The 26,528-nt window shown below is 29.7% G+C and carries 25 protein-coding genes, 1 tRNA gene and 1 pseudogene; 17 read left to right on the plus strand and 10 right to left on the minus strand.

The window, feature by feature from the left end:
• Window positions 1–13 precede the first annotated feature (13 nt).
• Window positions 14–1,432, plus strand: coding sequence for a RagB/SusD family nutrient uptake outer membrane protein (locus tag HGB55_RS07700; RefSeq protein ID WP_168816260.1), 1,419 nt, complete (start codon window positions 14–16; stop codon window positions 1,430–1,432).
• A gap of 255 nt (window positions 1,433–1,687) precedes the next feature.
• Here HGB55_RS07700 and pyrF read toward each other — a convergent pair whose 3' ends face one another.
• Complete coding sequence (pyrF, locus tag HGB55_RS07705; RefSeq protein ID WP_168816262.1) at window positions 1,688–2,503, minus strand: orotidine-5'-phosphate decarboxylase; 816 nt, start codon at window positions 2,501–2,503, stop codon at window positions 1,688–1,690.
• A gap of 76 nt (window positions 2,504–2,579) precedes the next feature.
• On the opposite strand from pyrF, the gene HGB55_RS07710 reads away from it, so the two are divergent.
• The 4 genes from HGB55_RS07710 to HGB55_RS07725 all read left to right on the plus strand — a co-directional run bounded on the left by HGB55_RS07710 (window position 2,580) and on the right by HGB55_RS07725 (window position 5,650).
• Window positions 2,580–3,656: an ABC transporter permease gene (locus tag HGB55_RS07710; RefSeq protein WP_168816264.1), complete on the plus strand. Its 1,077-nt coding sequence runs from the start codon at window positions 2,580–2,582 to the stop codon at window positions 3,654–3,656.
• A 106-nt stretch (window positions 3,657–3,762) separates the two neighbouring features.
• Complete coding sequence (gene tpiA / locus HGB55_RS07715) at window positions 3,763–4,521, plus strand: triose-phosphate isomerase (protein WP_168816266.1); 759 nt, start codon at window positions 3,763–3,765, stop codon at window positions 4,519–4,521.
• Between the two features lie 3 nt (window positions 4,522–4,524).
• Window positions 4,525–5,358 carry a 50S ribosomal protein L11 methyltransferase gene (gene prmA, locus HGB55_RS07720; RefSeq protein WP_168816268.1) on the plus strand — a complete coding sequence of 278 codons (834 nt, stop codon included), beginning with the start codon at window positions 4,525–4,527 and terminating at the stop codon, window positions 5,356–5,358.
• A 16-nt stretch (window positions 5,359–5,374) separates the two neighbouring features.
• Window positions 5,375–5,650: an ATP-dependent Clp protease adaptor ClpS gene (locus HGB55_RS07725; protein ID WP_168816269.1), complete on the plus strand. Its 276-nt coding sequence runs from the start codon at window positions 5,375–5,377 to the stop codon at window positions 5,648–5,650.
• A gap of 53 nt (window positions 5,651–5,703) precedes the next feature.
• Here HGB55_RS07725 and HGB55_RS07730 read toward each other — a convergent pair whose 3' ends face one another.
• The 3 genes from HGB55_RS07730 to HGB55_RS07740 are packed head-to-tail and all read right to left on the minus strand — an operon-like array spanning window position 5,704 to window position 9,226.
• Window positions 5,704–7,245, minus strand: coding sequence for an acyl-CoA carboxylase subunit beta (locus HGB55_RS07730; RefSeq protein ID WP_168816271.1), 1,542 nt, complete (start codon window positions 7,243–7,245; stop codon window positions 5,704–5,706).
• A 13-nt stretch (window positions 7,246–7,258) separates the two neighbouring features.
• Window positions 7,259–8,701, minus strand: a complete 1,443-nt coding sequence (gene accC, locus HGB55_RS07735) for an acetyl-CoA carboxylase biotin carboxylase subunit (protein WP_168816273.1) — start codon at window positions 8,699–8,701, stop codon at window positions 7,259–7,261.
• Between the two features lie 39 nt (window positions 8,702–8,740).
• Complete coding sequence (locus HGB55_RS07740) at window positions 8,741–9,226, minus strand: acetyl-CoA carboxylase biotin carboxyl carrier protein subunit (protein WP_168816275.1); 486 nt, start codon at window positions 9,224–9,226, stop codon at window positions 8,741–8,743.
• Window positions 9,227–9,528: 302 nt separating this feature from the next.
• On the opposite strand from HGB55_RS07740, the gene HGB55_RS07745 reads away from it, so the two are divergent.
• Window positions 9,529–9,840 (plus strand): isoamylase early set domain-containing protein, encoded by a 312-nt coding sequence (locus HGB55_RS07745; RefSeq protein WP_168816277.1) that lies wholly within the window; start codon window positions 9,529–9,531, stop codon window positions 9,838–9,840.
• A 52-nt stretch (window positions 9,841–9,892) separates the two neighbouring features.
• Here the strand turns inward: HGB55_RS07745 and HGB55_RS07750 are convergent.
• The 4 genes from HGB55_RS07750 to HGB55_RS07765 all read right to left on the minus strand — a co-directional run bounded on the left by HGB55_RS07750 (window position 9,893) and on the right by HGB55_RS07765 (window position 12,124).
• A tRNA-Arg gene (locus HGB55_RS07750) sits at window positions 9,893–9,966 on the minus strand.
• 35 nt (window positions 9,967–10,001) lie between these two features.
• On the minus strand, window positions 10,002–10,151 hold the full coding sequence (locus tag HGB55_RS07755; RefSeq protein WP_168816279.1) for an SsrA-binding protein: 150 nt from the start codon (window positions 10,149–10,151) through the stop codon (window positions 10,002–10,004).
• 67 nt (window positions 10,152–10,218) lie between these two features.
• Entirely contained in the window at window positions 10,219–11,757 is a 1,539-nt protein-coding gene (locus HGB55_RS07760) for a M56 family metallopeptidase (RefSeq protein WP_168816280.1), read from the minus strand.
• A gap of 1 nt (window position 11,758) precedes the next feature.
• Window positions 11,759–12,124, minus strand: a complete 366-nt coding sequence (locus HGB55_RS07765) for a BlaI/MecI/CopY family transcriptional regulator (RefSeq protein WP_168816282.1) — start codon at window positions 12,122–12,124, stop codon at window positions 11,759–11,761.
• A 147-nt stretch (window positions 12,125–12,271) separates the two neighbouring features.
• On the opposite strand from HGB55_RS07765, the gene HGB55_RS07770 reads away from it, so the two are divergent.
• Entirely contained in the window at window positions 12,272–13,204 is a 933-nt protein-coding gene (locus HGB55_RS07770) for a calcium/sodium antiporter (RefSeq protein ID WP_168816285.1), read from the plus strand.
• Between the two features lie 69 nt (window positions 13,205–13,273).
• Here HGB55_RS07770 and HGB55_RS07775 read toward each other — a convergent pair whose 3' ends face one another.
• Complete coding sequence (locus tag HGB55_RS07775) at window positions 13,274–14,278, minus strand: glutamine synthetase beta-grasp domain-containing protein (RefSeq protein ID WP_168816287.1); 1,005 nt, start codon at window positions 14,276–14,278, stop codon at window positions 13,274–13,276.
• 248 nt (window positions 14,279–14,526) lie between these two features.
• Here HGB55_RS07775 and HGB55_RS07780 point away from each other — a divergent pair, with 248 nt between their 5' ends.
• The 7 genes from HGB55_RS07780 (at window position 14,527) to HGB55_RS07810 (ending at window position 22,983) form a co-directional block, all read left to right on the plus strand.
• Entirely contained in the window at window positions 14,527–16,713 is a 2,187-nt protein-coding gene (locus HGB55_RS07780; protein WP_168816289.1) for a glutamine synthetase III, read from the plus strand.
• A 344-nt stretch (window positions 16,714–17,057) separates the two neighbouring features.
• On the plus strand, window positions 17,058–18,344 hold the full coding sequence (locus HGB55_RS07785; protein ID WP_168816291.1) for a hypothetical protein: 1,287 nt from the start codon (window positions 17,058–17,060) through the stop codon (window positions 18,342–18,344).
• A gap of 77 nt (window positions 18,345–18,421) precedes the next feature.
• Window positions 18,422–18,889 (plus strand): hypothetical protein, encoded by a 468-nt coding sequence (locus HGB55_RS07790; protein ID WP_168816292.1) that lies wholly within the window; start codon window positions 18,422–18,424, stop codon window positions 18,887–18,889.
• A gap of 5 nt (window positions 18,890–18,894) precedes the next feature.
• A complete protein-coding gene (gene csgH / locus HGB55_RS07795; RefSeq protein ID WP_168816294.1) occupies window positions 18,895–19,617 on the plus strand; it encodes a curli-like amyloid fiber formation chaperone CsgH in 723 nt (240 codons plus the stop codon).
• Window positions 19,618–19,638: 21 nt separating this feature from the next.
• Window positions 19,639–20,055, plus strand: a complete 417-nt coding sequence (locus tag HGB55_RS07800; RefSeq protein ID WP_168816296.1) for a curli production assembly/transport component CsgF — start codon at window positions 19,639–19,641, stop codon at window positions 20,053–20,055.
• Window positions 20,056–20,062: 7 nt separating this feature from the next.
• Window positions 20,063–21,463, plus strand: a complete 1,401-nt coding sequence (locus HGB55_RS07805) for a CsgG/HfaB family protein (protein WP_168816298.1) — start codon at window positions 20,063–20,065, stop codon at window positions 21,461–21,463.
• 14 nt (window positions 21,464–21,477) lie between these two features.
• On the plus strand, window positions 21,478–22,983 hold the full coding sequence (locus HGB55_RS07810) for a carboxypeptidase regulatory-like domain-containing protein (protein WP_211047370.1): 1,506 nt from the start codon (window positions 21,478–21,480) through the stop codon (window positions 22,981–22,983).
• Window positions 22,984–23,027: 44 nt separating this feature from the next.
• Here the strand turns inward: HGB55_RS07810 and HGB55_RS07815 are convergent, their stop codons facing one another.
• Window positions 23,028–23,894 carry a hypothetical protein gene (locus HGB55_RS07815; RefSeq protein ID WP_168816300.1) on the minus strand — a complete coding sequence of 289 codons (867 nt, stop codon included), beginning with the start codon at window positions 23,892–23,894 and terminating at the stop codon, window positions 23,028–23,030.
• A 104-nt stretch (window positions 23,895–23,998) separates the two neighbouring features.
• Here HGB55_RS07815 and HGB55_RS07820 point away from each other — a divergent pair, with 104 nt between their 5' ends.
• From HGB55_RS07820 to HGB55_RS15505, 3 genes and pseudogenes are all read left to right on the plus strand, one after another.
• Window positions 23,999–25,180: an AIR synthase related protein gene (locus HGB55_RS07820; RefSeq protein ID WP_168816314.1), complete on the plus strand. Its 1,182-nt coding sequence runs from the start codon at window positions 23,999–24,001 to the stop codon at window positions 25,178–25,180.
• A gap of 48 nt (window positions 25,181–25,228) precedes the next feature.
• Entirely contained in the window at window positions 25,229–26,305 is a 1,077-nt protein-coding gene (gene prfA, locus HGB55_RS07825) for a peptide chain release factor 1 (RefSeq protein ID WP_168816302.1), read from the plus strand.
• 103 nt (window positions 26,306–26,408) lie between these two features.
• Window positions 26,409–26,528, plus strand: a pseudogene (locus HGB55_RS15505) (IS256 family transposase); the annotation flags it as partial.

The raw sequence follows: 26,528 nt of genomic DNA on the forward strand, positions 1-26,528 counted from the left end.
AATTTTATAAAAGATGAAAAAAATTATATCAATATTAATATTAAGTCTTGTTATTGCATCTTGTGAGGAAGATTTTTTAGATGTATCTCCATCAGAATCTTTACCTCCTACAGAAGCTTTTAAAGATTTAACAGCAATTAGCCAAACGGTATTGGGTATGTATAGTGGCTTGCAAGAAGCAGAGTACTATAGCTATTTTATGATGGCCGTACCGGAAGTTAAGGGTGATGATTTTCAAACCAGACAAACAGGTAAAAGAACTCAAGGTTTATATATGTTTAATGAAACTCCTGAAGCTACAAATGGAGGCGGTGATTTTTGGGATCAGGCATATTATGTATTAAATATTGCAAATTCAATTATTGAAAATATTGACGCTGTTGAAACTGAAACAGCTGACGATGAAATTTTGAAAAATCAATATAAAGGAGAAGCATTAGCGATGAGAGCTCTAATTCATTTTGATCTTGCACGTATATTTGGAAAACCTTATAGTGTAGATAACTCGGCTTTAGCAGCTCCGTTGGTTATAACAGTTCAAACGGTTGATGATGATCCTGCCAGAGCAACAGTTTCTGAAATGTACAATCAAGTTGTTTCAGATTTTACACAATCACTTAATTTACTTCCAACTGGAATTAATGATGGAAGGTTTAATACATGGACCGTTAAAGCTTTGTTATCAAGAGTATATCTATATATGGAGAAAAATGCGGAATCACTTACCATCGCTAAAGATGTCATAAATAATAGTCCTTACTCATTGGTTCCAAATGCTGAATATGTAGGTTCATTTAGAGTAGATTTTAATTCTGAAAGAATTTTTGAGATAGTTAATACCGAAGCTGATAATCCGGGTCAAAGAGAAACTATTGGTTATGTTGTAGGACCAAGTTTTTCAACAGGAGGTTATGGAGCAGTTATTACCACTCAAGTTTTTGAAGATTTAATTTCATCTGAACCTAATGATGTAAGAAACTTAATGTTTGATGAGGATGATTCTGGTAATGCAAAAGGATATTTTAAAAAATGGCCTGGTAAATTAGGTAGTTCCGTAGTTACAAATAATATACCTGTAATTAGACTGTCAGAAGTTTATTTAAACGCAGCCGAAGCCGCTGTTAAAACAAATAAACCAAGCGAAGCTAATATGTATTTGGGAAATATAATGACAAGAGCTAACCCAACTATTATTGTTCCGGCATCTCCTAACTTAAATGATGTACTTACAGAAAGAAGGAAAGAATTAGCACTTGAAGGGCATCGATTTTTTGATCTTATGCGAAATAATTTAACAGTTGTTAGGGAAGGAGGAAGACATTTACTTGGAGTTCCTACAGGTTTAACAAATTCAGATCATAGAACAATTTTTCCAATTCCTGAAAAAGAAATGCGTAAAAGCAATTCTCTTGTTCAAAATCCGGGATATTAGTTTTGTAAAGTGATTAAAAAGAGGTCTTTAAGACCTCTTTTGTTGAAAAATATTGCTATGTCTATACTTACATCAAAAACAATGCAATTCAAATCAAATAAGTTTTTTAAGGAAAATCTAGTTGTAAATTAGATACATGATTACATAAACTTTGTTTTCAATTGTATAATTGTTTGAATTAATTTATAAAATTGAAAAGCTGCAATGTAATTGTTTGAATTAATACAAGCCAAGGAGTCATTAACCTTGGCTTCTTTATTTTAAAAGAATTTGCTCCATTTCTTGTTGTAGTTTATATGCTTCTTCTTGAGCGGCTTCAGCAAAATTTTCATCATTACCGGCATAAATAATTCCTCTGGATGAATTTATAAGCAAACCACAATCTTTAGTTAAACCATATTTACAAACATTTTGTAAATTTCCGCCTTGGGCTCCAATTCCTGGAACTAATAAAAAATGGTTTGGTACAATTTTTCTAATTTCAGTAAAATATTCAGCTTTGGTAGCTCCAACCACAAACATTAAATTTTCAGCATTTTTCCAAGTTAAAGCCGTTTTAATAACTTCTTTATATAATTCTTCTTTTTCAGTTTTTAATCCTTGAAAATCCAATCCGCCTTTGTTTGAAGTTAATGCAAGTAAAATGGTAAATTTATTTTTAAAAGCTAAAAAAGGTTCTACGGAATCACTTCCCATATAAGGTGCAACAGTAACCGAATCAAAATTTAAATCTTTAAAAAAAGCTTTGGCATACATTGTAGAAGTATTTCCAATATCTCCACGTTTTGCATCGGCGATTGTAAAAACCTCGGGATAATTTTTGTTGATATAATTGATTGTGTTTTCTAAAGCTTTCCAACCTTTTAAACCATAAGCTTCATAAAAAGCGATATTGGGTTTGTAGGCAACAGCTAAATGATGCGTAGCGTCTATTATTTGTTTGTTAAATTCAAAAATAGGATCTTCTTCTTGTAATAAATGAGGTGGTATTTTTTCTAAATCAACGTCTAAACCAATACATAAAAACGATTTTTTTTGTTGAATTTGAGAAATTAGCTCTTGTTTAGTCATAGAGTTTAAATAAAGAATTTAACAAAAGTACTAATTTTAATACTTTAAGTTATATTTGTTTATCAAATAATAGGAATTGTTAAGCTATATTATAAATAAATTTTTTTACGGATTGCTCACCCTTTTTGGTGTGGTAACGGTTATCTTTTTTCTTTTTAATGTGATTCCCGGTGACCCTGCACGTATGATGTTAGATCAGCGAGAGGATAGTGAGCAGCTTCAAAATATCAGAAAAAAATACGGATTTGATCAACCAAAATTTACGCAATATTTGTATTATTTAAACGATTTGTCTCCTATTTCAATTCATAATACAAATCCGGGTAATTACACTTATTTAGATAATGATAAATACACTTTTAAATCGTTGTTTACTGTTGGAAATAGAACAGTAGCCCTAAAATATCCTTATTTGCGAAAATCATTTCAAAAAAATGATAAAAATGTTTCGGAAGTTATTGCAGAAACTTTGCCTAATACTTTTGTTCTAGCTGTTTCAGCAATTGTAATTGCAATAGTAGTTGGCATATTTTTTGGAATTCTTTCAGCCTTGTATAAAGATACTTTTTTTGACCGAATTATTTCGGTAGTAAGTACTTTTGGAATGAGTGTTCCATCGTTCTTTTCAGCCATTTTATTTGCTTGGTTCTTCGGTTTTGTATTGCATAAATACACTAATTTAAACATGACAGGCAGTTTGTATGAAGTAGATGATTTTGGAGAGAAAATATATATTCAGTGGAAAAATTTATTGTTACCGGCAATTGTTTTAGGAAGCAGACCTTTAGCGGTTGTTATTCAGTTAATGAGAAATTCTTTGTTAGAAGTTTTAGACCAAGATTATATTAGAACAGCTAAATCAAAAGGGCTTTCAACCTATAAAATAATAAAAACACATGCGTTAAAAAATGCTTTAAATCCGGTTGTAACAGCGGTTTCAGGTTGGTTTGCTTCTATGTTGGCCGGTGCAGTTTTTGTAGAGTATATTTTTAATTGGAACGGTTTAGGAAAAGAAATTGTAAACGCTTTAAACACGTTAGATTTGCCGGTAATTATGGCCAGCGTGTTGGTAATTGCGTTAATGTTTATAATTATCAATATTTTGGTTGATATTATTTATGGATTGCTAGATCCTAAAATAAGATTAAACTAAGTTGTTCACACGAAAACGAATTCGTATAATTAATGTACAGTAATTTTTAATACCACTGTAATATTGATTATTTTTGTACATAAAATTTAATTAAAAAAAGAATAAAATGAGAGCAAAAATAGTAGCTGGTAACTGGAAAATGAATAACGATTTAGAGGAATCAAAATCATTGGTAAAAAAAGTAGCAAAAAGTATTAAAAAGAAATCGTTAAATAATACTAGAGTTATTGTGGCTCCAACCTTTGTTAGTTTAGATAAAGTGTCAAAAATTGCTAAAGAAACTAAAGTTGAAGTTGCTGCACAAAATATGCATTTTGAAAAAAATGGAGCTTTTACCGGTGAAGTTTCTGCTGAAATGCTAAAATCTGTTGGTGTAAAAATTGTGATTTTAGGACATTCTGAAAGAAGAGAATATTTTGGTGAAACTGACGCTTTATTAGCAAAAAAAGTAGATACTGCTTTGGCAAATAAAATGGAAGTAATTTTCTGTTTTGGTGAAGTGTTGGAAGACAGAAAATCGGGTAAACATTTTGATGTTGTTGAAAGTCAAATTAAAAATGCTTTATTTCATTTAGAAGCTAAAGCATGGAAAAATATTATTTTAGCTTACGAACCTGTTTGGGCTATTGGTACAGGAGAAACCGCTTCACCTGAACAAGCTCAAGAAATGCACGCATTTATCAGAAAAATTGTTGCTGAAAAATATACTAGTGAAGTTGCTGAAGATGTTTCAATTTTATACGGCGGAAGTGTAAAACCTGCTAATGCCGAAGAAATTTTTTCAAAACCGGATGTTGATGGTGGCTTAATTGGTGGTGCGGCATTGAATAAAGACGATTTTAAAGCAATTATTGATGCAATTTAATTAATGGATAATATTTATATATCATATAATTTTACTGTAACTCCAAAAGAGCCCGGAACCGAAATTTTAATTGCAGAATTAGGATTTGCCGGTTTTGAGAGTTTTGTTGAAAATGAAGATGGAGTAGTGGCGTATATTCAAGAAAAGGATTGGAATGAACATATTTTAGATGATATTTATAGTTTAAAATCTGATGAATTTACAATTTCTTACACAAAAGAAGTTATAGAACAAACCAATTGGAACAGCGAATGGGAGAAAAATTTCAATCCAATTCAAGTTGATAATTTGGTGAGCATTAGAGCTCCTTTTCATGAAAATCCAAACTTAAAGTATGATATTGTAATTGAACCTAAAATGAGTTTTGGTACTGGTCATCACGAAACAACTCATATGATGGTTCAGCATTTATTAAAACTGGATTTAACAAATAAAAAAGTGTTGGATATGGGATGCGGAACCGGAATTTTAGCCATTTTTGCTGAAATGAAAGGAGCCAAACCTATTGATGCTATTGATATTGACAGTTGGTGTTTTGAAAACTCAATTGAAAATTTAGAAAGAAACAACTGTACACATATTTCAGTTTATGAAGGAGATGCTTCATTGCTTATCAATAAAAAATACGATGTGATTATTGCAAATATTAATAGAAATATATTATTGAATGATATAAAAACCTATGCTAATTGTTTAAATGATAATGGAATACTTTTATTAAGTGGTTTTTACAATGAAGATATACCTGTTATTGATGCTGAAGTTTCAAAATACGATTTAAAGATTGATGAAATTATTGAACGTAATAACTGGGTGGCTTTGAAGTATTTAAAATAATTTATATTTTAGCTGCATGAGTACAAAAAGAAAAATACAAGAAGAAGTTGAGGTTTTGGAGCAAGAAACAGAGCAACATGAAATTGTTTTGTTCAATGATGATGTAAATACTTTTGATTTTGTTATTGACTCATTAATTGAAGTTTGTGAACATACATTAGAACAGGCAGAACAATGTACTATTTTAGTTCATTATAAAGGAAAATGTACAGTTAAAACAGGTGAGTATAACGATTTAAAACCTCGTTGTACTGCTTTATTAACTAGAGGTTTATCTGCTGAAATTGTATAGATTTCTCTAAAAATAAAATAAAAAATCCCGAATCATGATTCGGGATTTTTTATTTATAAAGGAATATTTCCGTGCTTTCTTTTAGGCCTATTTACTTCCTTTCCTTCAAGCATTTGAAACGCTTTTATTAATTTTCTACGTGTGTTTTTTGGGTATATAACCTCATCAATAAAACCTCGTCTTGCTGCTCTGTATGGATCGGCAAATTTATTAGCATATTCGGCTTCTTTTTCTTTCCATTTTTCAATAGGGTCATCAGCTTCTTTAATTTCTTTTTTAAAAATTATTTCAGCAGCACCTTTAGCTCCCATTACGGCAATTTCAGCAGTTGGCCAGGCAAAGTTCATATCTGCTCCAATATGCTTAGAGTTCATTACATCATAAGCACCACCATAAGCTTTTCGTGTAATTACGGTAACTCTTGGAACTGTAGCTTCACTTAAAGCATATAAAAGTTTGGCTCCATTGGTAATAATGGCATTCCATTCTTGATCCGTTCCCGGTAAAAATCCAGGAACATCAACCAGAACCAACAAAGGAATGTTAAAACAATCGCAAAAACGTGTAAAACGAGCTCCTTTTATAGAGCTGTCAACATCTAAACATCCGGCTAAACTCATAGGTTGATTGGCAACTATACCAATACTTCTGCCTGCAATTCTGGCAAATCCAACAATAATATTACTTGCAAAATCTTTATGAATTTCAAAAAAAGAATTTTCGTCAATAATACCCTTAATTACAGTATGCATATCGTAAGGTTTATGAGTATCTTCAGGGACCAAGTCTTCTAAAACCTCTCTAATTTCATCGCCTAACTCATAAGGTGATTTTTTAGTGGTTTCTCTATTATTTTGAGGGATATAGCTTAAAAGGGTTTTAATATCTTCTAAACATTGAATATCGTTGGCAGAGGTTATATGTGTAACACCCGATTTTGTTGCATGTGTACTTGCACCTCCTAATTCTTCGGAGGTTACTTCTTCATTTGTAACGGTTTTTACAACATTTGGGCCGGTAACAAACATATAGCTTGTGTTTTCAACCATCAATGTAAAGTCTGTCATTGCAGGCGAATATACAGCACCACCGGCACAAGGACCCATAATAGCTGAAAGTTGAGGAATTACACCAGACGCTTGTACATTTCTGTAAAAAATATCGGCATAACCACCTAAAGATCGTACACCTTCTTGTATTCGAGCACCACCGGAGTCGTTCAATCCAATTAAAGGAGCTCCAACCTTTACTGCCTGATCCATTATTTTACATATTTTTTCGGCATGAGTTTCAGAAAGAGCGCCACCAAAAACTGTAAAATCTTGGGCAAATACATACACTAATCTGCCGTTAATAGTTCCATAGCCGGTTACAACTCCATCTCCAAAATAAATTTCGTTTTCCATACCAAAATCTGTTGTACGGTGTGTAACCAAAACACCCATTTCTTCAAAAGAGCCTTCATCTAATAAATATTCAATACGTTCTCTTGCTGTTAATTTCTTTTTAGCATGTTGTTTTTTAATTCTTTCTTCACCTCCGCCTAAATGTGCTAAAGCAATTCTGCTATTTAATTTTTCAATTTTTGATTCCATAGAATAATAGGATTTAGTAATTAGGTATCCTTAACTTTTTTTGGTCTTCCAAATAAATTTTGAGTCCAATTAGGGCAGCAATTCTAGATTCTTCTTCAATTTCAGCCTTTAATTTTTCAGGAGTATAGTAATTTTTAACAAAGTGAGTATTAAATTTTCCTGAAGCAAAAGCTTCGTGTTCACACACAAATTTTCCAAAAGGTAATGTTGTTTTTACACCTTCAACAATATAATTATCTATAGCTTCTTTCATTAATTGAATGGCCTCTTCACGAGTTTTTCCGTAAGTAATTAATTTTGAAAGCATTGGATCGTAATAAATAGGAATGTCCATATCTTCTTCAAAACCATTATCAACTCTAATTCCTTTACCAACGGGTAATTTATAAGTGTTTAAATGTCCAACACTTGGTAAAAAATCATTCATTGGATCCTCAGCATAAACACGTAATTCGAGAGCGTGTCCATTTATCTTTAAGTCTTCTTGTTTGAATGAAATTTCTTTGCCTCTTGCTATATTAATTTGTTCTTCAACCAAATCTAAATTAGAAATAAGTTCTGTTACAGGATGTTCAACTTGCAAACGGGTATTCATTTCTAAAAAGTAGAAGTTTAGTTTTTCATCAACTAAAAATTCTACAGTTCCTGCACCAATATAATTGCACGATTTTGCTACTTTAATAGCTGCCTCTCCCATTTTTGCTCTTAATTTTGATGTTAAAATTGATGAGGGAGCTTCTTCAATTACTTTTTGATGACGCCGTTGAATACTACATTCTCTTTCAAAAATATGAAAGGTATTACCGTGAGTATCTGCTAAAATTTGAATTTCAATATGGCGGGGAGAGGTAATGTATTTTTCAATAAACACAGAACCATCACCAAAAGCTGAAGTTGCTTCGCTAATAGCACGTGCCATTTGTTTTTCAACATCTTTTTCATTTTCAACTATGCGCATACCTTTACCACCACCACCAGCCGATGCTTTAATTAATATAGGAAAACCAATTTCTTTTGCAATTTTGGATGCCTCTTTAACGTTTGTTACAGCTTTATCAATTCCCGGAACCATTGGGATATTGTATTTTTTAACAGCTTCTTTGGCTGCTAATTTACTTCCCATAATTCTTATTGAATTGGATTTGGGACCAATAAAAATGAGTCCGTTATTTTCAACTTTTTCGGCAAATTCGGCGTTTTCACTCAAAAATCCGTAACCGGGATGGATGCCGTCAACACTCAGTCTTTTAGCTTCTTTAATAATTTTGTCTCCTAAAAGGTACGATTTGTTTGATGGAGCTTCACCAATGCAAACAGATTCATCGGCAAATCTAACATGAGGAGCATTTCTGTCAATTTCAGAATAAACTGCAACTGTTTTAATTCCCATTTTGTGAGCTGTTTTCATTACTCTAATGGCAATTTCGCCTCTGTTTGCAATAAGTATTTTTTTCATACAAATTTATTTAATAATTGTTTGAATAACGACTGTGATTTAATCCATTTGAATCATTAATTCTCCCTTTTCAACAGAACAGCCTTTTTTTACTTCTATAGATTTAACAACTCCATCAACTTGAGCACTTATAGCATTTTCCATTTTCATAGCTTCTAAAACTAATAATGTATCACCTTCTTTAACTTTTTGGCCCTCTTTAACATTTATATTTAATATTAAACCCGGCATTGGTGCTTTAATATCACCTGATTTTTTAGAAATACCTATAGAAAATCCCATTTCGTTAATTAAGGAGTCTAATTGGTTGGCAATATTAATGTTGTAGATTTTACTATTTATTTTTAGAGTATAAACTCTTTTATAAAAGTCAGATTTTAAAAGTTCAATTTTATACGACTTATTATTTTTAATTAAGTGAAATTTGGAATTGGATATTTTTAGGAGGTCTAAATTATTTAAATCAGAACTTTTAAAATTGTATTTAAAAGATTCATCAACTTTTACTGTAAATTTTTTTTGCATAGTAGTTGAATTTCTTAGGTATGATTTTAATAAAATATAAAATATTACTTATTATAAAATTACTTAATTAAGTTAGAATTTAAAAGGAATATCTTTTTTAAGTTGTTTAAAATCAATTTTTAAAGTTTATTTTTTTGATAAAAAAAGAAAAAAATGTTAATAAATATAGTTATATTGATATAGATTTTTAAATGTATTTTATTTTAGTAATTACACTTATTAAGAAAGTTTATAAATGAGGATAATTGCTTGTGAAATAGATTGATTTATATATTTTTATTACAAAAGTTAAAAAGTTCGCCATGAGTTTAAAAAAACAATACTTAAAAAGTAAACAGATTTGTAAAGTAACTTTTTCTTTGAGTAAAGAAGAGGTGTTTAATGCTCAAAAAGTACAAGTTTTGGGTGAGTTTAATGATTGGGATGCTAAAAATGCCATTGAAATGAAAAAATATAAAAATGGTACTTTCAAAGTTGTGATGGATTTACCTGTACATGCCGAATATCAATTTAAATATTTAATTGATGGTGAAAAATGGGAAAATGATGGTGAGGCAGATAAATATGTTAGTAATGGAATTGGAGCTGAAGAAAACTCAGTTTTAATTTTATAGAAAATAAAATGTACAAAAAAAGAGTTACAAATTTGTAACTCTTTTTTTGTTGTGACCTCGGGAGGATTCAAACCTCCAACCTCTTGAGCCGTAATCAAGTGCTCTATTCAGTTAAGCTACGAGGCCTTTTAGCGGGTGCAAATATAGCACTTTTTAATTATTTACAAACAATTTTTTGTTACAAAATATTTCCAGCCAATAATTGCCAATTGCCATTTTTTAGCTTTTGCCATATCTAGCCCTTTTTTTGTAAAATTAGGAAGTATAATTTTATTTATTTGGGCTATTAGTTTAAAAAATTGTTTTTTCATTAGGTAAAAGTACAAATAAAAAAAATCCTACAAAATGTAGGATTTTAAAATTTAAGATTGAAAAGAACTATTCTTTTTTAGTGGTAATTATTATAACTCCATTTTTACCTTTTTCGCCATACTTTTCAGTAGCGTTATCTCCTTTTAAAACTTCAATTTTTTCTATGCTATTAGGTTGTAATTTATCAATATTTTCTTTTGAAATTTCTTTACCATCAAGTATGTATAAAGCATCGTCAAATTTCGTTGTTTTTTCGTCTTTGTTTTTAATTAAATACAAGTTTTTTCCATCTTTTTTGACGATTCCTATTGTATTATTTTCATTCATATTAATCTCATTATTTTCGTGAAGTACTTTCACTTTATGATTTCCAACTTCAATAATTTCAATATCTTTAGCTGTAACATTGTTATTTAGTTCATTTTGTTCTGTTATATATGAATATTGATCGGTATCATCATTTAAATTTCCAATTTTTATGGAATTTTCACTAGGATTGTATGATATAATTATTGGGTTTATTGGCTTTTTACCAGAAGTATTATAAGAAGCTTTTAAGTCTTTTCCTTTAACATCTATTTTAATAGCTATAATTTCATTTTTTGAATTTCGTTTAATTCCTTTGTATGTAAAATCAAGATTAAATTCTTTTTTTAAATTTACTTTTTCGTTAGATAAAAACTCATTAGTAGAATTTTTATCTATTAAAATTACATACTCAGCATTTCCAACTTTAATTTCCCAAGCCTCTTTTTCTTGAGCAATTACTTTGGTATTAAAAGTAAAGGCAAAAGTAGCTAATAATGGTACTAACAAAGCGTATTTCCATTGACTTATGTTTTTTGATTGTTTTTTGTGTAACATAACGATACGTTTTTTGATTAATGAATTGTAAAAATTATTTGTTATTTCTGTACAATAATTGGTATTGCAGGTTTTTAATAAAGTAAATTGATATAATTTTTGATTTTTCGTTAGTTTTAGAGCATCCGCATCCGCTAAGAATTCTAAATTTTGCTGAACTGCCTTTTTATAAAGCCATACAAAAGGATTGAACCATAAAGTGATTACTAATAAGTGTGCTAAAATGGTATCTAATGAATGCCATTGTAGTACATGAATTTTTTCATGGTTTAATATTTGTTCTAATTCTTCTGCAGTAAATTGAGATTTGTTGTAAACGATAATGTTAAAAAATGAAAAAGGCGAAATGTTTTTAGAGGTTTCCACATAATAAAATTCACCTTGTTTAGTTAATTTATATTTTGAAATTAAATAACCTAATGAAATAAACTGGATTAAAAATTTGATGCTAAAAATAACAACACCAATTATATATATAAATGATAAAATTTGAATCCAATCAAAAGAATTTACTTCATTTAATTGATTTGAATTTATTTCATCTAAGTTAATAGCACTTAGTTGTGTGGCAACATTTTCTATATAAATTGGTATTTCTATTAAAGGTATGGAAACCACAATTACTAATCCAATTAAAAAATAACTGCGAATAGATTTAAAAAATGTTTCATTTTTTAAGAAGATGTAATAAAATAAAAACAGAATTATTACCAATCCACTTGCTTTAAGTAAATAATCCATACTAATTATTTTTTTTATTTTCTATAATTTTAATGATTTCCCGAAGTTCATCAGCACTAATTTTTTCTTCATTAGCAAAAAATGAAACCACATTTTTATATGAATTTTCAAAATAATTATGAATAGCATTCGAAAAATATTTTTTTCGGTATTCTTCTTTTGAAATTGTTGGAAAGTATCTGTGAGTATTTCCAAAAGCATCATGATTTATAAAACCTTTATCTTCCATTTTTCTAATTACTGTTGAAACAGTGTTGTAGTGCGGTTTAGGGTCTGGAAGTTCAGCAATTACTTCTTTTACAAAAGCTTTTTTCAATTTCCATAAAACGTGCATTATTTCTTCTTCTTTACTTGTAAGTTTGTCCATTTCTTATAAATTTTTAAACAAATATAAACTATAAAATTAGTTGTACAACTATAAAATTAGTTATTTAACAAAAAATTAGGTTTTCTTAATTTTGAGTAGAACTTAAAAGCCTGTTTAATTCTATTATATTTGCAAAAATATTTTTTTATGAATTTACTTTTTATAGTACTTGGATTGGTATTGTTGATTTTAGGAGGGAATTGGTTGTTAAAATCGGCAGTAGGCTTTTCATTACGCTTAAATATTCCAAAAATTGTTATTGGGATGACCATTGTTTCTTTTGCTACTTCGGCTCCTGAACTAATAGTAAGTATAAAATCGGCCTTAGAAGGCCATGCAGATATTGCTTTAGGAAATGTTATAGGCTCAAATATTGCTAATTTAGGCTTAGTACTTGCTATTACAATTTTACTTTCAACTATTAGTGTTGAAAAAAGCTTTTATAAAACAGATTGGCCTGTGATGATGATATCTTCGTTATTATTATATGGTTTTATTGCTTTTGATGGTGAGTTGCAGCAATATGAAGGTATTATACTATTTTCATCATTAATCATCTTTCTTATCTACTTATTAAAATTTCAAAAACCGGCAGTTGTTGATGAATCTTTTGAAGAAGAGGATTTACCATTGTATAAAGATGTTTTGTTTTTAATTATTGGTGGAGTTGGATTATGGGGAGGATCAGAACTATTAATTGATGGGGCTGTTGGAATGGCAAAAACCTTTAATATTAGTGAGAGAGTTATAGGTATTACCATTGTGTCAATTGGTACAAGTATACCTGAGTTAGCGGCTTCTGTAATTGCAGTATTGAAAAAAGAAAAAGCAATTTCATTAGGAAATTTAATAGGATCGAATATTTTTAATATTTTGGCCGTTTTAGGAATTACATCAATTATTACACCAATAACAGTAACAGATCAAGGCTTATTAACAAGTGATATTTACTGGATGCTTTGTTTTGCAATTTTAATATTTCCACTGGTTTTCATACCTGTTAAAATGAAATTAACATGGAAAGAAGGTTTAATACTTATTTTGTTGTACGGAGTATTTATTTTTCAAATGATAACTTAAATTATAACTATAAAAAAGCCCTGAAATATTTCAGGGCTTTTTTTATTTGAATTAGTTAATTAAAAAATCTTATACTGCTGATTTTACTGTTTTAATTATTCTGGCAGCAATTTTGTATGGATCTCCGTTTGAAGCTGGTCTTCTGTCTTCTAGCCAACCTTTCCATCCTCTTTCAACAGTCATAATAGGGATACGTATTGAAGCTCCTCTGTCTGAAACACCAAAACTAAAGTCTGTGATAGCAGCAGTTTCATGTTTACCTGTTAAACGTAGATCGTTATAAGCACCGTAAACTGCTATATGTTCGTTTACAACAGGACGGAATGCTTCACATATTTTTTCGTATATAGCTTTATCACCGCAAGTTCTTAATACTTCGTTAGAAAAGTTTGCGTGCATACCAGAACCATTCCAATCAGTATCACCTAATGGCTTTGGATGCCAATTAACAGCCAAACCATACTCTTCACCTAATCTTTCCAATAAATAACGTGCTACCCAAATTTGATCTCCGGCTTCTTTTGCTCCTTTTGAAAAAATTTGGAATTCCCATTGTCCGGCAGCAACTTCGGCATTAATACCTTCTATATTAATACCTGCTTCAATACATAAATCAATATGTCTTTCTACCATTTCTCTTCCAAAAGAATTTTTTGCTCCTACCGAGCAATAAAATTGACCTTGAGGTGTTTGATCTCTTGGAAAACCTAAAGGTAAATTTGTTTCCGGATCCCATAAAAAGTATTCTTGTTCAAATCCAAACCAAAAATCATCGTCATCATCATCAATAGTAGCTCTCCCATTAGTTACATGTGGTGTGCTATCTGCATTTAAAACTTCACACATTACTAAAAAACCATCTTTTCTTGCCGGATCCGGATATAAAGCTACAGGTTGTAATAAACAGTCAGAAGAACCGCCTTCGGCTTGTCTAGTTGAACTTCCATCAAAAGCCCACAAAGGACAATCTTCTAACTTGCCAGTAAAATCAGTTTCAATTTTTGTTTTACTTCTAAGGTTTGCAGTAGGTTGGTAACCGTCAAGCCAAATGTATTCAAGTTTAGATTTGCTCATAATATAATAGTGTTTAGTTATAAATATCGTAAAAAATTAATCGCAAATATAATTTAAAAGATTTTAACCTCTAAAATTTAAGGGTATTTTTTAAATATAGATTTAATATTTTTATTGATACCCTATTTTTTTTAGGGTTAAATGAAATATTTTTAAAAAAATAATAAAAAATTAAAATATAATACATTAAAAAAATAATTTAAAAAATTATGTATCTTAGTTACTTCAATTTTTAAGCTATAAAGTAAATGGGACAGCTAAGATTTAAAGCCATTGAATTGGCTCAAAGTAGAAATCCAATAGATGTAAAAGAAACAAATAAGCGTTCAGAAATTTTTGGTAAAAATGTATTTAATGAAAGTACAATGCGCCAATATTTAACTAAAGAAGCATTGAAAGGTGTTATGAGTGCTATTGAACATGGTAAAAAAATTGACCGTAAAATTGCTAATCAAGTTTCTTCAGCAATGAAAGAGTGGGCTTTATCAAAAGGAGTAACACATTATACTCATTGGTTTCAGCCTTTAACGGGTGCAACTGCAGAAAAACACGATGCATTTTTTGAAACTATTGGAGGAGGTTTGGCTATTGAAAGATTTGATGGAGATCAATTGGCACAACAAGAACCCGATGCTTCCAGTTTTCCTAGCGGAGGTATTAGAAATACTTTTGAAGCGCGTGGTTATACAGCTTGGGATCCTACTTCACCTGCATTTATTTATGGAACAACTTTATGTATTCCAACCATATTTGTTGCGTATACCGGTGAAGCTTTAGATAATAAAACACCGTTATTAAAAGCGCTTCACGCAGTTGATAAAGCTGCAACTGAAGTTTGTAAATATTTCGACAAAAACGTAAAAAAGGTAACTTCATCTTTAGGTTGGGAGCAAGAATATTTTTTAGTTGATAAAGCATTAGCAGGAAGTAGACCGGACATTACTTTAACTGGCAGAACATTATTAGGACATTCACCGGCAAAAGGCCAACAATTAGATGATCATTATTTTGGATCAATTCCAAGTAGAGCCCTCAATTTTATGAGAGATTTAGAAACGGAATCGATGTTGTTAGGAATTCCTGTAAAAACACGTCATAATGAAGTTGCTCCAAATCAATTTGAATTAGCACCTATTTTTGAAGAATGTAATTTAGCTGTAGACCATAACTCATTATTAATGGATATAATGGGTAAAGTTGCTTCTCGTCATAATTTTAAAATTTTATTACACGAAAAGCCATTTGCTGGAGTTAACGGTTCTGGTAAACATAATAACTGGTCACTTTCAACTGATACGGGTATTAATCTATTAGGTCCGGGCAAAACACCAATGAGTAATTTACAATTTTTAACTTTTTTTATTAATACTATTAAAGCAGTATATAATTATGAAGAATTATTGCGAGCAGCTATTGCATCTGCAAGTAACGATCATAGATTAGGAGCCAATGAAGCACCTCCTGCCATAATTTCTGTTTTTATTGGAGAGCAACTTTCTAAAGTTTTAGATGAACTGGAAGGTGTTACTAAAGGTAAATTATCTCCAGAAGAAAAAACAGAATTAAAATTAAATGTAGTTGGTAAAATACCTGATGTATTGTTAGACAATACTGATAGAAATAGAACATCTCCTTTTGCTTTTACAGGTAATAAATTTGAGTTTAGAGCTGTTGGTTCAAGTGCAAACTGTGCTAATCCAATGACTGTTTTAAACTCAATTGTAGCAAAACAGTTAAAAGATTTTAAATTAGAAGTAGATGCTTTAATTGATGAGAAAGGACTGAAAAAAGACGAAGCTATATTTAATGTATTGAGAGAATATATCAAATCTTTAAAAAATATTTTATTTGAAGGAAATGGTTATAGTGAAGAATGGGAAAAAGAAGCTAAAAAGAGAGGATTAAGCAATAATAAAACTACTCCAAAAGCATTAAAAGCCAGAATTTCTAAAAAAGCAATAGAATTATTTGAAGAAATGGATGTGATGAGTAGAGTAGAAATTGAAGCTCGTTATGAAATTGAAATTGAAGAATATACTATGCGTATTCAAATAGAATCTAGGGTTTTAGGAGATATAGCAGGTAATCATGTTGTACCAACAGCAGTTCGTTATCAAAATATGTTAATTGAAAATGTTTCAGGATTAAAAGAAATATTTGACAACAATTTCGAAAAATACGCCAGCGAACAAATTTTGTTGATCGAAAAAATTTCTGAACATATAGAGGCAATTCATTCAAAAATTGATGAAATGATAGCTGCACGTAAAGAAGCTAATAAAATTGAAAATGCTGTTGCTAAAGCTGAAGCCTATTGTTTTAAAGTAAAACCTTTCTTTGATGAAATTAGATATCACTGTGATAAATTGGAATTAATGGTTGATGATGAAATTTGGCCATTAACAAAATACAGAGAATTATTATTTACCCGATAATAACCCAAAATAAGCTTTTTTTTTCAAATTTTATGCTATTTACTGTATAAAATGTACTATTCATATATTTTAGTGAAAAAAAATTTGAAAAACACAATTATGTATGTACATTAGTCGTGAGAAAAAATTGTAAAATACATATTGTAAATTATAATTTTAATATCCCCATAAATTAACAAACATTACCCCACTGTTTAAACCCCAATTATTGTTTTGCCCCAAATTATAAGTTTATAGAACTTTTTATGGTATAGTTATATCGTTTAAAGAAGTTCAAATCCCCTATAAATTTGTGAGATTTACTAATTTATTTTTATTTACTAATGTTTAAATTTTTTATTATTATGAAAAAACAAATTTTTTATTTGGCAGCATTTTTAATGGGTTCTTCATTAATCTTTGCTCAGAACACAAGTGCTGTTACTTCAACAGGAAACGACAACATGGGTGTTGTATTACAAGTGGGCGATTTAAATAGCGCTACTATTACTCAAGATGGTGTATTAAACGGTTACGGTGCAGATTCCAATTATGCAGGTATTACACAGGTTGGATATGATAACGAATCAGTTATAGACCAACAAGGTGATGAAAATGTAGCATTGGCTACTCAATTAGGATTTGGAAATATTTCAAACCAACAATTAGGTGATGCAGGTAAAGCAGAATATAACTTTGCTGCAGTTTTACAAGTTGGTGGTTATAACACAGCGGATCAATTACAACGTTGGGATAATAACACAGCTTTTATTTCACAATTTGGTTTTGGAAACTATGCTGAACAAGAACAAGCAACAGGTACAGATCATGCTATTGGAAGTTTTGCATCTATTTTCCAAGTAGGTTTAGGAAACTGGGCTTCTCAATATCAATTTGGTGAAATGAATACTGCTTTTGCAACTCAAGATGGTTGGTTTAATTTAGCTACTCAAATTCAAGAGGGTGACGGTAACTATGCTGCTGTTTGGCAAAAAGGAGTAGGAAATAAATCTTACGAAAACCAAGTAGGAGATGGTAATTTCTCATGGAGTACACAAAAAGGTTTTGGTAACTTTAGCGTTGTTAACCAATTAGGTGATGATAACATGCAATTTACCAGCCAAAAAGGAATGTTTAATACAGCATTTACTTACCAAGAAGGTGATGATAATTTCTCAAAAACCAAACAAAAAGGAATGTTTAATTTAGCATCTACTTTACAATATGGTGATGATAATACTGCTAAAACTAAACAATATGGTGCTGGTAATATGAGTGTTACTGCACAACTAGGTGAAAGTAATGAAGCTTATACAAAACAATATGGTTTTAGTAATATGAGTGTTACTGCACAATTAGGTGAAAGTAATGAAGCTTCTACAAAACAAATGGGAGGTTTTAACTTAGCAGGAACTTTACAATTAGGTTATGAAAATGAAGCTTCTACAATGCAAGATGGTTGGGGTAACGTAAGTGGAACTTTACAAGCAGGTTGGCAAAATGTAGCAAGTACTACACAAACAGGAGCTTACAACTTGGCATTAACAACTCAATTAGGAGGAGCAAATACTAGTATTATTACTCAAACAGGAAATGGTAATATGGCATTTGTTGCTCAATTTGGAGGACAATCTAGTTATACTCCTCAATAAGAAAAAATATAAGTTCTTTAAAACAGATGATAAAAGGGGGATTATATATCCCTCTTTTTTCTTAAATTTGAGATAAGATGAAAAATAATAGAAACATATTGCTTATAATTTTTTTAGTTTTTTGTGTATTATCTTTCAAAATTAATGCTCAACAAACTGATGAAAATACGTATATAATTAATAAATATTTTCAAAATATTAATAATTCTGAGCAACTATTAGGAACAGAATCTAAATCGCTTAATCAAAATCAGGAACCAATTAACTACAATATAGCAAATAAAGCAGATTTAAACATAGTACAATTTGGTAATTATAATTATATAAATGTTAAATCCAATTCAATTAATCAAGATATAGGGCAGGTTGGTAATTATAATAATTATGAATTTCTTACTTATTATGGTAGAAGCGATTTAAATTTTGAAGTTCAACAAATAGGTAATAATAATTACATACAAGTTTTAGGTGAAAATTCACTTATAGATAATATGAAAATTATTCAAAAATCTGATTTTAAAACAATTACTATAACTAATTATTAATTTTTGTGAAACAAATATTAAACATAATATTGTTTTTCTTTTTAATAATAAAAGGGAGTTTATGTTTTTCTCAAGAAGATGATATTAAAGCTAAAATAGTAAGTAGAACAGTTGATAATTTAATTGATATTAAAGCTGTGGCACAAAATATGGAAGTAACTTATAAAGAAGGTTACACATATTTGCTATTTTCAATTAAAAAGGGAAGTAAAGGAAATTATTCACGAAATAGTCAGTCGGGAGAGTTTTCATTACAACCAAATGAAGAAAAAGAATTATCTACTTTAAAAATTAATATTCAAAAAGGAGAAGAATGTAAGGTTTATTTATTTATAAGAAAGGACGATTCATTAATCTCTAAAGATTCCACAATAATTTATTCGGCAGAGAGAACTGTTGAAAAAAAATATATTGCAGAAAGTGAAATTGAAATTAAAGGTTTAATTATAGAAGATGTAAAAACTAAATTAGGCAAAGATTTTTACGATTATTTATATCAAAAATATACTACATCAGGATTAAAATACCCATTCATTATTAATATTACTGAAAAACCAAGTATTGGTAGAGGAAGTAAGGTATCCATAGATGTAGATGATAGAATATTGTTTGAATTTATGACTAAACCTGATGATGAATATATCTTAGAGGCTGCAAATCAGGCATTATACTACATTAATAATTATTCTATACAAAGAAAATTATTATATAAAAACACAAAAATTTAAAACTTTTTAATATATTGTGGTATGAAAAAAGTAAAATTACTCTCATTTATAATATTGTTTAGTTTTCCCTTTTTTTTAAAAGCTCAACAACTAGTTTATAAGCCTATTAACCCAGCTTTTGGAGGTAATAATACGTATAATTATAATTGGTTACTGAGTTCAGCAGAAGCACAAAATAAATTTAAAGAAGAAACAGATGTAGGTTATGAGGAAAAGACTGAATTAGAGCAATTTACAGAAACATTAAATAGACAATTGTTAAATTCGTTATCACAAGACTTATTTCAACAAGAGTTTGGAGATGATGCATTAACAGTTGGAACCTATGTTTTTGGGAGTTTAGTTGTTGATATTACACCTACAACTGGAGGTCTGTCTATTAATGTATTAGATACAGAAACAGGCGATCAAACTCAAATTATAATCCCAAATAACTAAATATTCTATGAATAAGATAAATGTTGGTGTATTACTTTCCCTCTTTTTATTTTTATTATTTTCAAGTTGTGGAGCATATTTTAATCAACCATTAAAAATTAGTAGAGCAAGGTTAGGTGAAAATACCAGTAGTAATAACGAAATTCTGAAAGGTGTATTACCAATAACACCTACAATTGTTGGTGTTTATAAATTTAGAGATCAAACCGGGCAGTATAAATTAGTGGAAAATGGTACAAGTTGGAGTACTGCAATAACTCAAGGAGGTACCTCAATATTATTAAAATCCCTTGAAGATTCTAAGTGGTTTACACCAATAGAAAGGGAAAATGTTAGTAATTTATTAAATGAAAGACAAATAATTAGATCTACAAGGCAAGAGTACACAAAAAATAATGATAGTGATCAGGTAACCTCAATACCGCCTTTATTATTTGCAGGTGTTCTTTTAGAAGGAGGAGTTGTTTCTTACGATTCAAATATTATTACAGGAGGCTCTGGAGCTAGGTATTTTGGAGCAGGTGGTTCTGTAGAATATAGAGAGGATAGAATTACTATATATCTAAGAGCTGTTTCTACTTCTAACGGACAAATACTTAAAACAGTTTATACTTCAAAAACAATTCTTTCACAAGGTATTTCAGCAAACTTATTTAGATATGTATCTTTAAAACGATTGCTTGAAGTTGAAACAGGAGTTACAAGAAATGAACCAACACAATTAGCTGTTAAAGAAGCTATAGATAAGGCAGTTGAAACATTAATTGTTGAAGGCATAATTGATGGTTTATGGAAACCTCAAGGTGGACAGCCTGTAGTTGATGCTATAAAAGAAAGATATGAAAAGGAAAATGAGGAGGCTGAATCAACAGTTTTACTGGATAGAAAATTAGAAGATAGAAGAGGAAAAACAGCAATTAGTATTTCTGGAGGTTCTGCTTTTATAGCTGGAGATTATTCTGATCCTAATGGAAAAATAAGTAGTAGTGCTGCGTATAAATTTTATTTTAATCAACCAACTTTAAATTTAAATGTTGGATTAGGATATTTTCAATTGGAAAATGAAAGAGTATTTAAAGAAGATTTTATGTCTTTTGATATAAATTTAGAATATGATATGTTACCTTATGATGATTTGTCCCCTTTTATTTACGGCGGTTTAGGAACAGTATCAGACTTAGATATAAAAAATCCATTTTTTAAATTTCAATATGGTTTAGGACTTGAATATTTACCGGTAAATAATGTTGGAATTAAAATTTTTGGTGAACAAAATTTATTAGTTAGTGATAAATTAGATGGTTTTGAAAATGGGAAAAGAGATGATTATTTTTGGAGAGTAGGGGTTGGACTAAATTTTTATTTTGGGAAACCTTATAAGAGAGTAAAGTCAGTAATGTTCGAATAATTAAAAAAATAAAAATGAAAAAAACATTTAAAATATTAATTATAGTCGCTTTTAGTTTAATTATAAGTTGCGGTGAAGATACTGTCGATTATGTAGGTTTAGGAACTGTTACAGGTAGAGTTGTAATGGCAAAAAGTTTCGAACCAATTGCAAATGCAAAAGTATCTCTGAGCCCTTCGAACAATACTGTATTCTCAGATGCAGACGGTTATTTTATTATGGAAAATGTTGAAGAAGGTGAGTATTCAGTCAGCGCTACAAAAGAAGGTTATCTAACTACTTTCGAAGCAGCAACAGTAACTGCAAATTTAGAAATAAATGTAATTTTTGAGATGGAGATTGAAACAGCTTTAAATAGACCTCCTACTACTCCTAATTTAGTTACACCAACCGATGGAATTGAGGAGCAAGAAATTTCTGTAGAGTTAATATGGGAATCGACTGACCCTGAAGAAGATCCAATTACATATAGAATAGAAATAAAAAACGATTACAATAACGAAATTATTGAGGTTCAAGATTTAACAGACACTACATATGTAGTATCTGATTTAAGATATGGAACCAAATATTTTTGGCAAGTTGCAGCTAATGATGATATCAATCCGGAAGTATTAAGTACAGTTAGTACTTTTAAAACTAAAGTTAATCCTGAAAACAGATATTTTTATGTTAAAAAAGCTGATAATAATAACAATATAATTTATTCTTCAGGATATAATGAGGATGATGATACCCAAGAAAATGAAATACAATTAACAACCGAAGATCAAAATAGTTGGAGACCTAGAAAAAACCAAGCATCTAATTTGATAGCCTTTTTAAGAACAGCAAATAATGAAACTCATTTATTTACGATGAATCAAGATGGTTCAAATGCTTCTCAGGTTACGTCAGCGGTATCTGTTACAGGATATAATTTAAATGAAATTGATTATGCTTGGGCTTCAAATGGAGATAGACTAATATATTCACATTATGATAAACTATATTTGATCAATAAAGATGGTAGCGGACTTAGAAAAATTTATCAGACATCTGATGGAAGTTTTATTACTGAATGCGATTGGAGTAATGATGAAAGTTTAATTGCGCTTAAAACAAACGATATTACAGGTTATAATGTTTCCATATTTACTATAGATATTTCAGGAAATATAATAGATACAGTTTTATCAGGTATAAATGGTGCTGCTGGTGGACTCAATATTTCTATTAACAATAAACTATTATTATATACCTATGATATCTCCGAATATCAGAATTCAAATAATAGACAATTAGATACTCATATTTTTGTTTATGATTTTGCAGCAGCGTCTGTTACAGATATATCAACAGGGAAAGATGATGGAACAAATGATTTAGATCCAAGGTTTTCACCAAATGAAGCAGATGTTATTTTTGTAAATACATCAAATGATGGTATATCTACTAAATCAATTTATAAAATGGGAGTAGGGGATAATAATGATAGAACTTTACTGTTTACAAGCGCTGTAATGCCCGACTGGGAATAAGATATTTATAAAATATAATGATTGTAAATTAGAGTAATAATTTTTTATTGCTCTAATTTATTTTTAGGAATATTCTTTAAAAAATAATTATAAGTTAGAGTTAAAAAAAGTACAAATACTGCTGAAATAATACCCATTATAACATCATAGTAAGGTTTTGTTGATAAAGCAATCCTAATAAAAATTGTTGCCACTACAAAGGCAGAATATCTAAATATTTTATAGTAGTTTAAGGTATAACGTAAAGCAATAAGTACAATAGTGATGTCACTAAAAATTAATATAGTATAAAAAGTATGGAAAGAATGTAAGTAATTTCCTGTAGAGATTAACTCTTCTAAATCATAAATTCCAATTATTATAAATGCAATAAATAAAAATAGCGCTAATAATTTTTTTGATTGAATGAACTTTTTGTTATCATCTTCAATATTTGTTAAGGGAGTATGTAATTGTAATTTATAAGAAAATCCCATCAAAACAAAAATTGTTAAAGCACCAAAAGCATAAAAAAGCATATTTATTATAGGAGCAGAATTTAAATCCCAAGAAAAATCGGTAATATGACTAAATTCTTTAAAAGCGGCTCTAATAAAAATTAATGATAATAATTCTAATTGTTTCCCTACAGATTTTGAAACCGATTTAGGTAAAACAAAAATTAACGATAGTAATTCTATAATTAATAAAAGCGTAAAAGATATTTCAATTGCAAAAAAAGGATTCGAAAAATATTCATCCCAAGATCCCATTGAAATTAAATTACTTCTATCTAAATAACTTACAATAATTGAAGCTACAAAAATTACAACTAATGATATGCTAACAATTTTATTTGTAATACTATTTTCCCAAATAGATTTCAACTTATTAAATATATTTTCAGAAAAATTTAATATAAAAGCATCCATTTTAGAAAAATTAAATTCACTTAAAATTACAGTAAAATATTAAAAATATAGAATTGAAGTTAAAAAAAACTACTTTTGCAAAAACAAACTATTCAAAATACACTATGAGTTCTGAGGTAAGTAAACGATACAATATGCGTGGAGTTTCGGCATCAAAAGAAGATGTACACAATGCTATTAAAAATGTAGATAAAGGGCTTTTTCCAAAAGCATTTTGCAAAATAGTTCCTGATTATTTAACAAATGATGATGACTATTGTTTGATAATGCACGCTGATGGAGCCGGAACAAAATCTTCTTTGGCTTATATGTATTGGAAAGAAACAGGAGATATTTCTGTTTGGAAAGGTATTGCTCAAGATGCTCTTATAATGAATATTGATGATTTGTTGTGTGTTGGTGCAACAGACAATATTTTGTTGTCATCAACAATAGGAAGAAATAAAAATGTAATTCCCGGAGAAGTTATTTCGGCAATAATCAATGGAACAGAAGAGTTGATAGCAGATTTAAAAACTTTTGGAGTAAAAATTCATTCAACAGGAGGAGAAACAGCTGATGTTGGAGATTTGGTTAGAACTATTATTGTAGATTCTACGGTTACAGCTCGTATGAAGCGTAAAAACGTAATAGACAATGCAAATATAAAAGACGGAGATGTGATTGTTGGTTTGGCTTCCTTTGGACAAGCATCTTATGAAACAGCATATAATGGAGGTATGGGCTCTAACGGATTAACCTCTGCGCGTCACGACGTGTTTCACAACTATTTAGCAAAAAAATATCCTGAAAGTTTTGATGCAGCGGTACCTAATGAATTAGTGTATTCAGGAAATATAAAATTAACCGATACTGTTAAAAATTCTCCTATCAATGCTGGTAAATTAGTTTTATCACCAACAAGAACCTATGCGCCAATTATTAAAAATATTTTAGAAAAATATACTTCAAAGGAAATTCACGGAATGGTTCATTGTAGTGGAGGTGCACAAACTAAAATTCTACATTTTATTGATAATTTACATATTATAAAAGATAATATGTTCCAAGTTCCACCATTATTTAAATTAATACAAGAACAAAGTAAAACAGACTGGAAAGAGATGTATCAGGTTTTTAATTGTGGACACAGAATGGAGTTATATGTGCCTCCAAAAATAGCTGATGAAATTATCAATATTTCTAAAAGTTTTAATGTAGATGCACAAATTATAGGTAGGGTAGAAGCTTCTGAATCAAAAAAACTTACAATTAAAAGCGAATTTGGAGAATTTGTTTATATATAATAAATCCGTTTAAAATTTGTAAATTTGCAATCCAATTAAAAGAGATAAATGTTAGATAAATTAAGAATAGTAAAACAACGTTATGATGAGGTTTCTGATTTAATTATCCAGCCGGATATTATTTCAGACCAAAAACGTTATATCCAAATAAATAAAGAGTATAAAGATTTGGGAGCAGTAATGAAAGTTGCTGACGAATACGAAATGTTGTTGAATAATATTGAAGAAGCCAAAGAAATAATTGCCGATGGAAGTGATGAGGAGATGACCGAAATGGCAAAAATAGAATTGGAAGATGCAACAAATCGTTTACCACAGTTGGAAGAGGAAATAAAGTTTATGTTAATTCCTAAAGATCCGGAAGATGCTAAAAATGTGATGGTTGAAATTAGAGCCGGTACAGGAGGTGACGAAGCTAGTATTTTTGCAGGAGATTTATATAGAATGTATACAAAATTTTGTGCTGATAAAGGATGGAAAACGAGTGTTGTTGATTTAAGTGAAGGAACTTCTGGGGGATTTAAAGAAATTATTTTTAGTGTTGAAGGTGAAGATGTTTATGGAGATTTAAAGTTTGAAGCCGGTGTACATCGTGTTCAACGTGTTCCACAAACCGAAACTCAAGGTCGTGTGCACACTTCAGCCGCTACTGTAATGGTATTACCTGAAGCAGAAGAGTTTGATGTTCAGATTGATATGAAAGATGTAAGAATTGACTATTTCTGTTCATCAGGACCTGGAGGACAATCTGTAAACACAACATACTCAGCAGTTCGTTTAACGCATATTCCTACCGGATTAGTTGCTCAGTGTCAAGATCAAAAATCTCAACATAAAAATAAAGATAAGGCAATGCAAGTTTTGCGGTCAAGGTTGTATGAATTAGAGTTAGCCAAAAAACAAGAAGCCGATGCAGCAAAACGTAAAAGTATGGTTAGTTCTGGAGACAGATCTGCAAAAATTAGAACATATAACTATCCTCAAGGTCGTGTAACAGAACATAGAATTGGTTTAACGTTATATGATTTACAAAATGTAATTAATGGTGATCTTCATAAAATAATTGAAGAATTAAAACTTGCTGAGAATACTGAGAAGTTAAAAGAGTTAGGAGAAGTTTTATAAAAACAATAAAATATGAGCACTATCTCATAAACTGTGTAAATAAAAATATCGAGGGTTGCAACCCCCGATATTTTTTTGTTTAATTTTAAACTTTTCTACAGTCATGAAGAAAGAAGATTTATTAAGTAATGATTTTCTGAAGCAGTTTACATCGGGCGAAGAGCTCAATGATTTTCTAAAACAGATTCAGAAACGTGGTATTGAAAAGATGCTTGAAGGCGAG

Origin of the sequence: Lutibacter sp. B1 (assembly GCF_012524075.1) — a bacterium.
Classification (GTDB): domain Bacteria; phylum Bacteroidota; class Bacteroidia; order Flavobacteriales; family Flavobacteriaceae; genus Lutibacter.

Bases quoted from the DNA above. Each gene is read 5' to 3' on its own strand.
- HGB55_RS07775 (WP_168816287.1), bottom strand. From the start codon at position 14,278: ATGAGCAAATCTAAACTTGAATACATTTGGCTTGACGGTTACCAACCT.
- HGB55_RS07780 (WP_168816289.1), top strand. From the start codon at position 14,527: ATGGGACAGCTAAGATTTAAAGCCATTGAATTGGCTCAAAGTAGAAAT.
- HGB55_RS07730 (WP_168816271.1), bottom strand. From the start codon at position 7,245: ATGGAATCAAAAATTGAAAAATTAAATAGCAGAATTGCTTTAGCACAT.
- HGB55_RS07700 (WP_168816260.1), top strand. From the start codon at position 14: ATGAAAAAAATTATATCAATATTAATATTAAGTCTTGTTATTGCATCT.
- HGB55_RS07770 (WP_168816285.1), top strand. From the start codon at position 12,272: ATGAATTTACTTTTTATAGTACTTGGATTGGTATTGTTGATTTTAGGA.
- HGB55_RS07745 (WP_168816277.1), top strand. From the start codon at position 9,529: ATGAGTTTAAAAAAACAATACTTAAAAAGTAAACAGATTTGTAAAGTA.
- HGB55_RS07815 (WP_168816300.1), bottom strand. From the start codon at position 23,894: ATGGATGCTTTTATATTAAATTTTTCTGAAAATATATTTAATAAGTTG.
- accC (WP_168816273.1), bottom strand. From the start codon at position 8,701: ATGAAAAAAATACTTATTGCAAACAGAGGCGAAATTGCCATTAGAGTA.
- HGB55_RS07785 (WP_168816291.1), top strand. From the start codon at position 17,058: ATGAAAAAACAAATTTTTTATTTGGCAGCATTTTTAATGGGTTCTTCA.
- prfA (WP_168816302.1), top strand. From the start codon at position 25,229: ATGTTAGATAAATTAAGAATAGTAAAACAACGTTATGATGAGGTTTCT.
- pyrF (WP_168816262.1), bottom strand. From the start codon at position 2,503: ATGACTAAACAAGAGCTAATTTCTCAAATTCAACAAAAAAAATCGTTT.
- HGB55_RS07805 (WP_168816298.1), top strand. From the start codon at position 20,063: ATGAATAAGATAAATGTTGGTGTATTACTTTCCCTCTTTTTATTTTTA.
- HGB55_RS07790 (WP_168816292.1), top strand. From the start codon at position 18,422: ATGAAAAATAATAGAAACATATTGCTTATAATTTTTTTAGTTTTTTGT.
- HGB55_RS07755 (WP_168816279.1), bottom strand. From the start codon at position 10,151: ATGAAAAAACAATTTTTTAAACTAATAGCCCAAATAAATAAAATTATA.
- HGB55_RS07820 (WP_168816314.1), top strand. From the start codon at position 23,999: ATGAGTTCTGAGGTAAGTAAACGATACAATATGCGTGGAGTTTCGGCA.
- HGB55_RS07765 (WP_168816282.1), bottom strand. From the start codon at position 12,124: ATGGACAAACTTACAAGTAAAGAAGAAGAAATAATGCACGTTTTATGG.
- HGB55_RS07810 (WP_211047370.1), top strand. From the start codon at position 21,478: ATGAAAAAAACATTTAAAATATTAATTATAGTCGCTTTTAGTTTAATT.
- HGB55_RS07740 (WP_168816275.1), bottom strand. From the start codon at position 9,226: ATGCAAAAAAAATTTACAGTAAAAGTTGATGAATCTTTTAAATACAAT.
- HGB55_RS07760 (WP_168816280.1), bottom strand. From the start codon at position 11,757: ATGGATTATTTACTTAAAGCAAGTGGATTGGTAATAATTCTGTTTTTA.
- HGB55_RS07725 (WP_168816269.1), top strand. From the start codon at position 5,375: ATGAGTACAAAAAGAAAAATACAAGAAGAAGTTGAGGTTTTGGAGCAA.
- tpiA (WP_168816266.1), top strand. From the start codon at position 3,763: ATGAGAGCAAAAATAGTAGCTGGTAACTGGAAAATGAATAACGATTTA.
- prmA (WP_168816268.1), top strand. From the start codon at position 4,525: ATGGATAATATTTATATATCATATAATTTTACTGTAACTCCAAAAGAG.
- HGB55_RS07800 (WP_168816296.1), top strand. From the start codon at position 19,639: ATGAAAAAAGTAAAATTACTCTCATTTATAATATTGTTTAGTTTTCCC.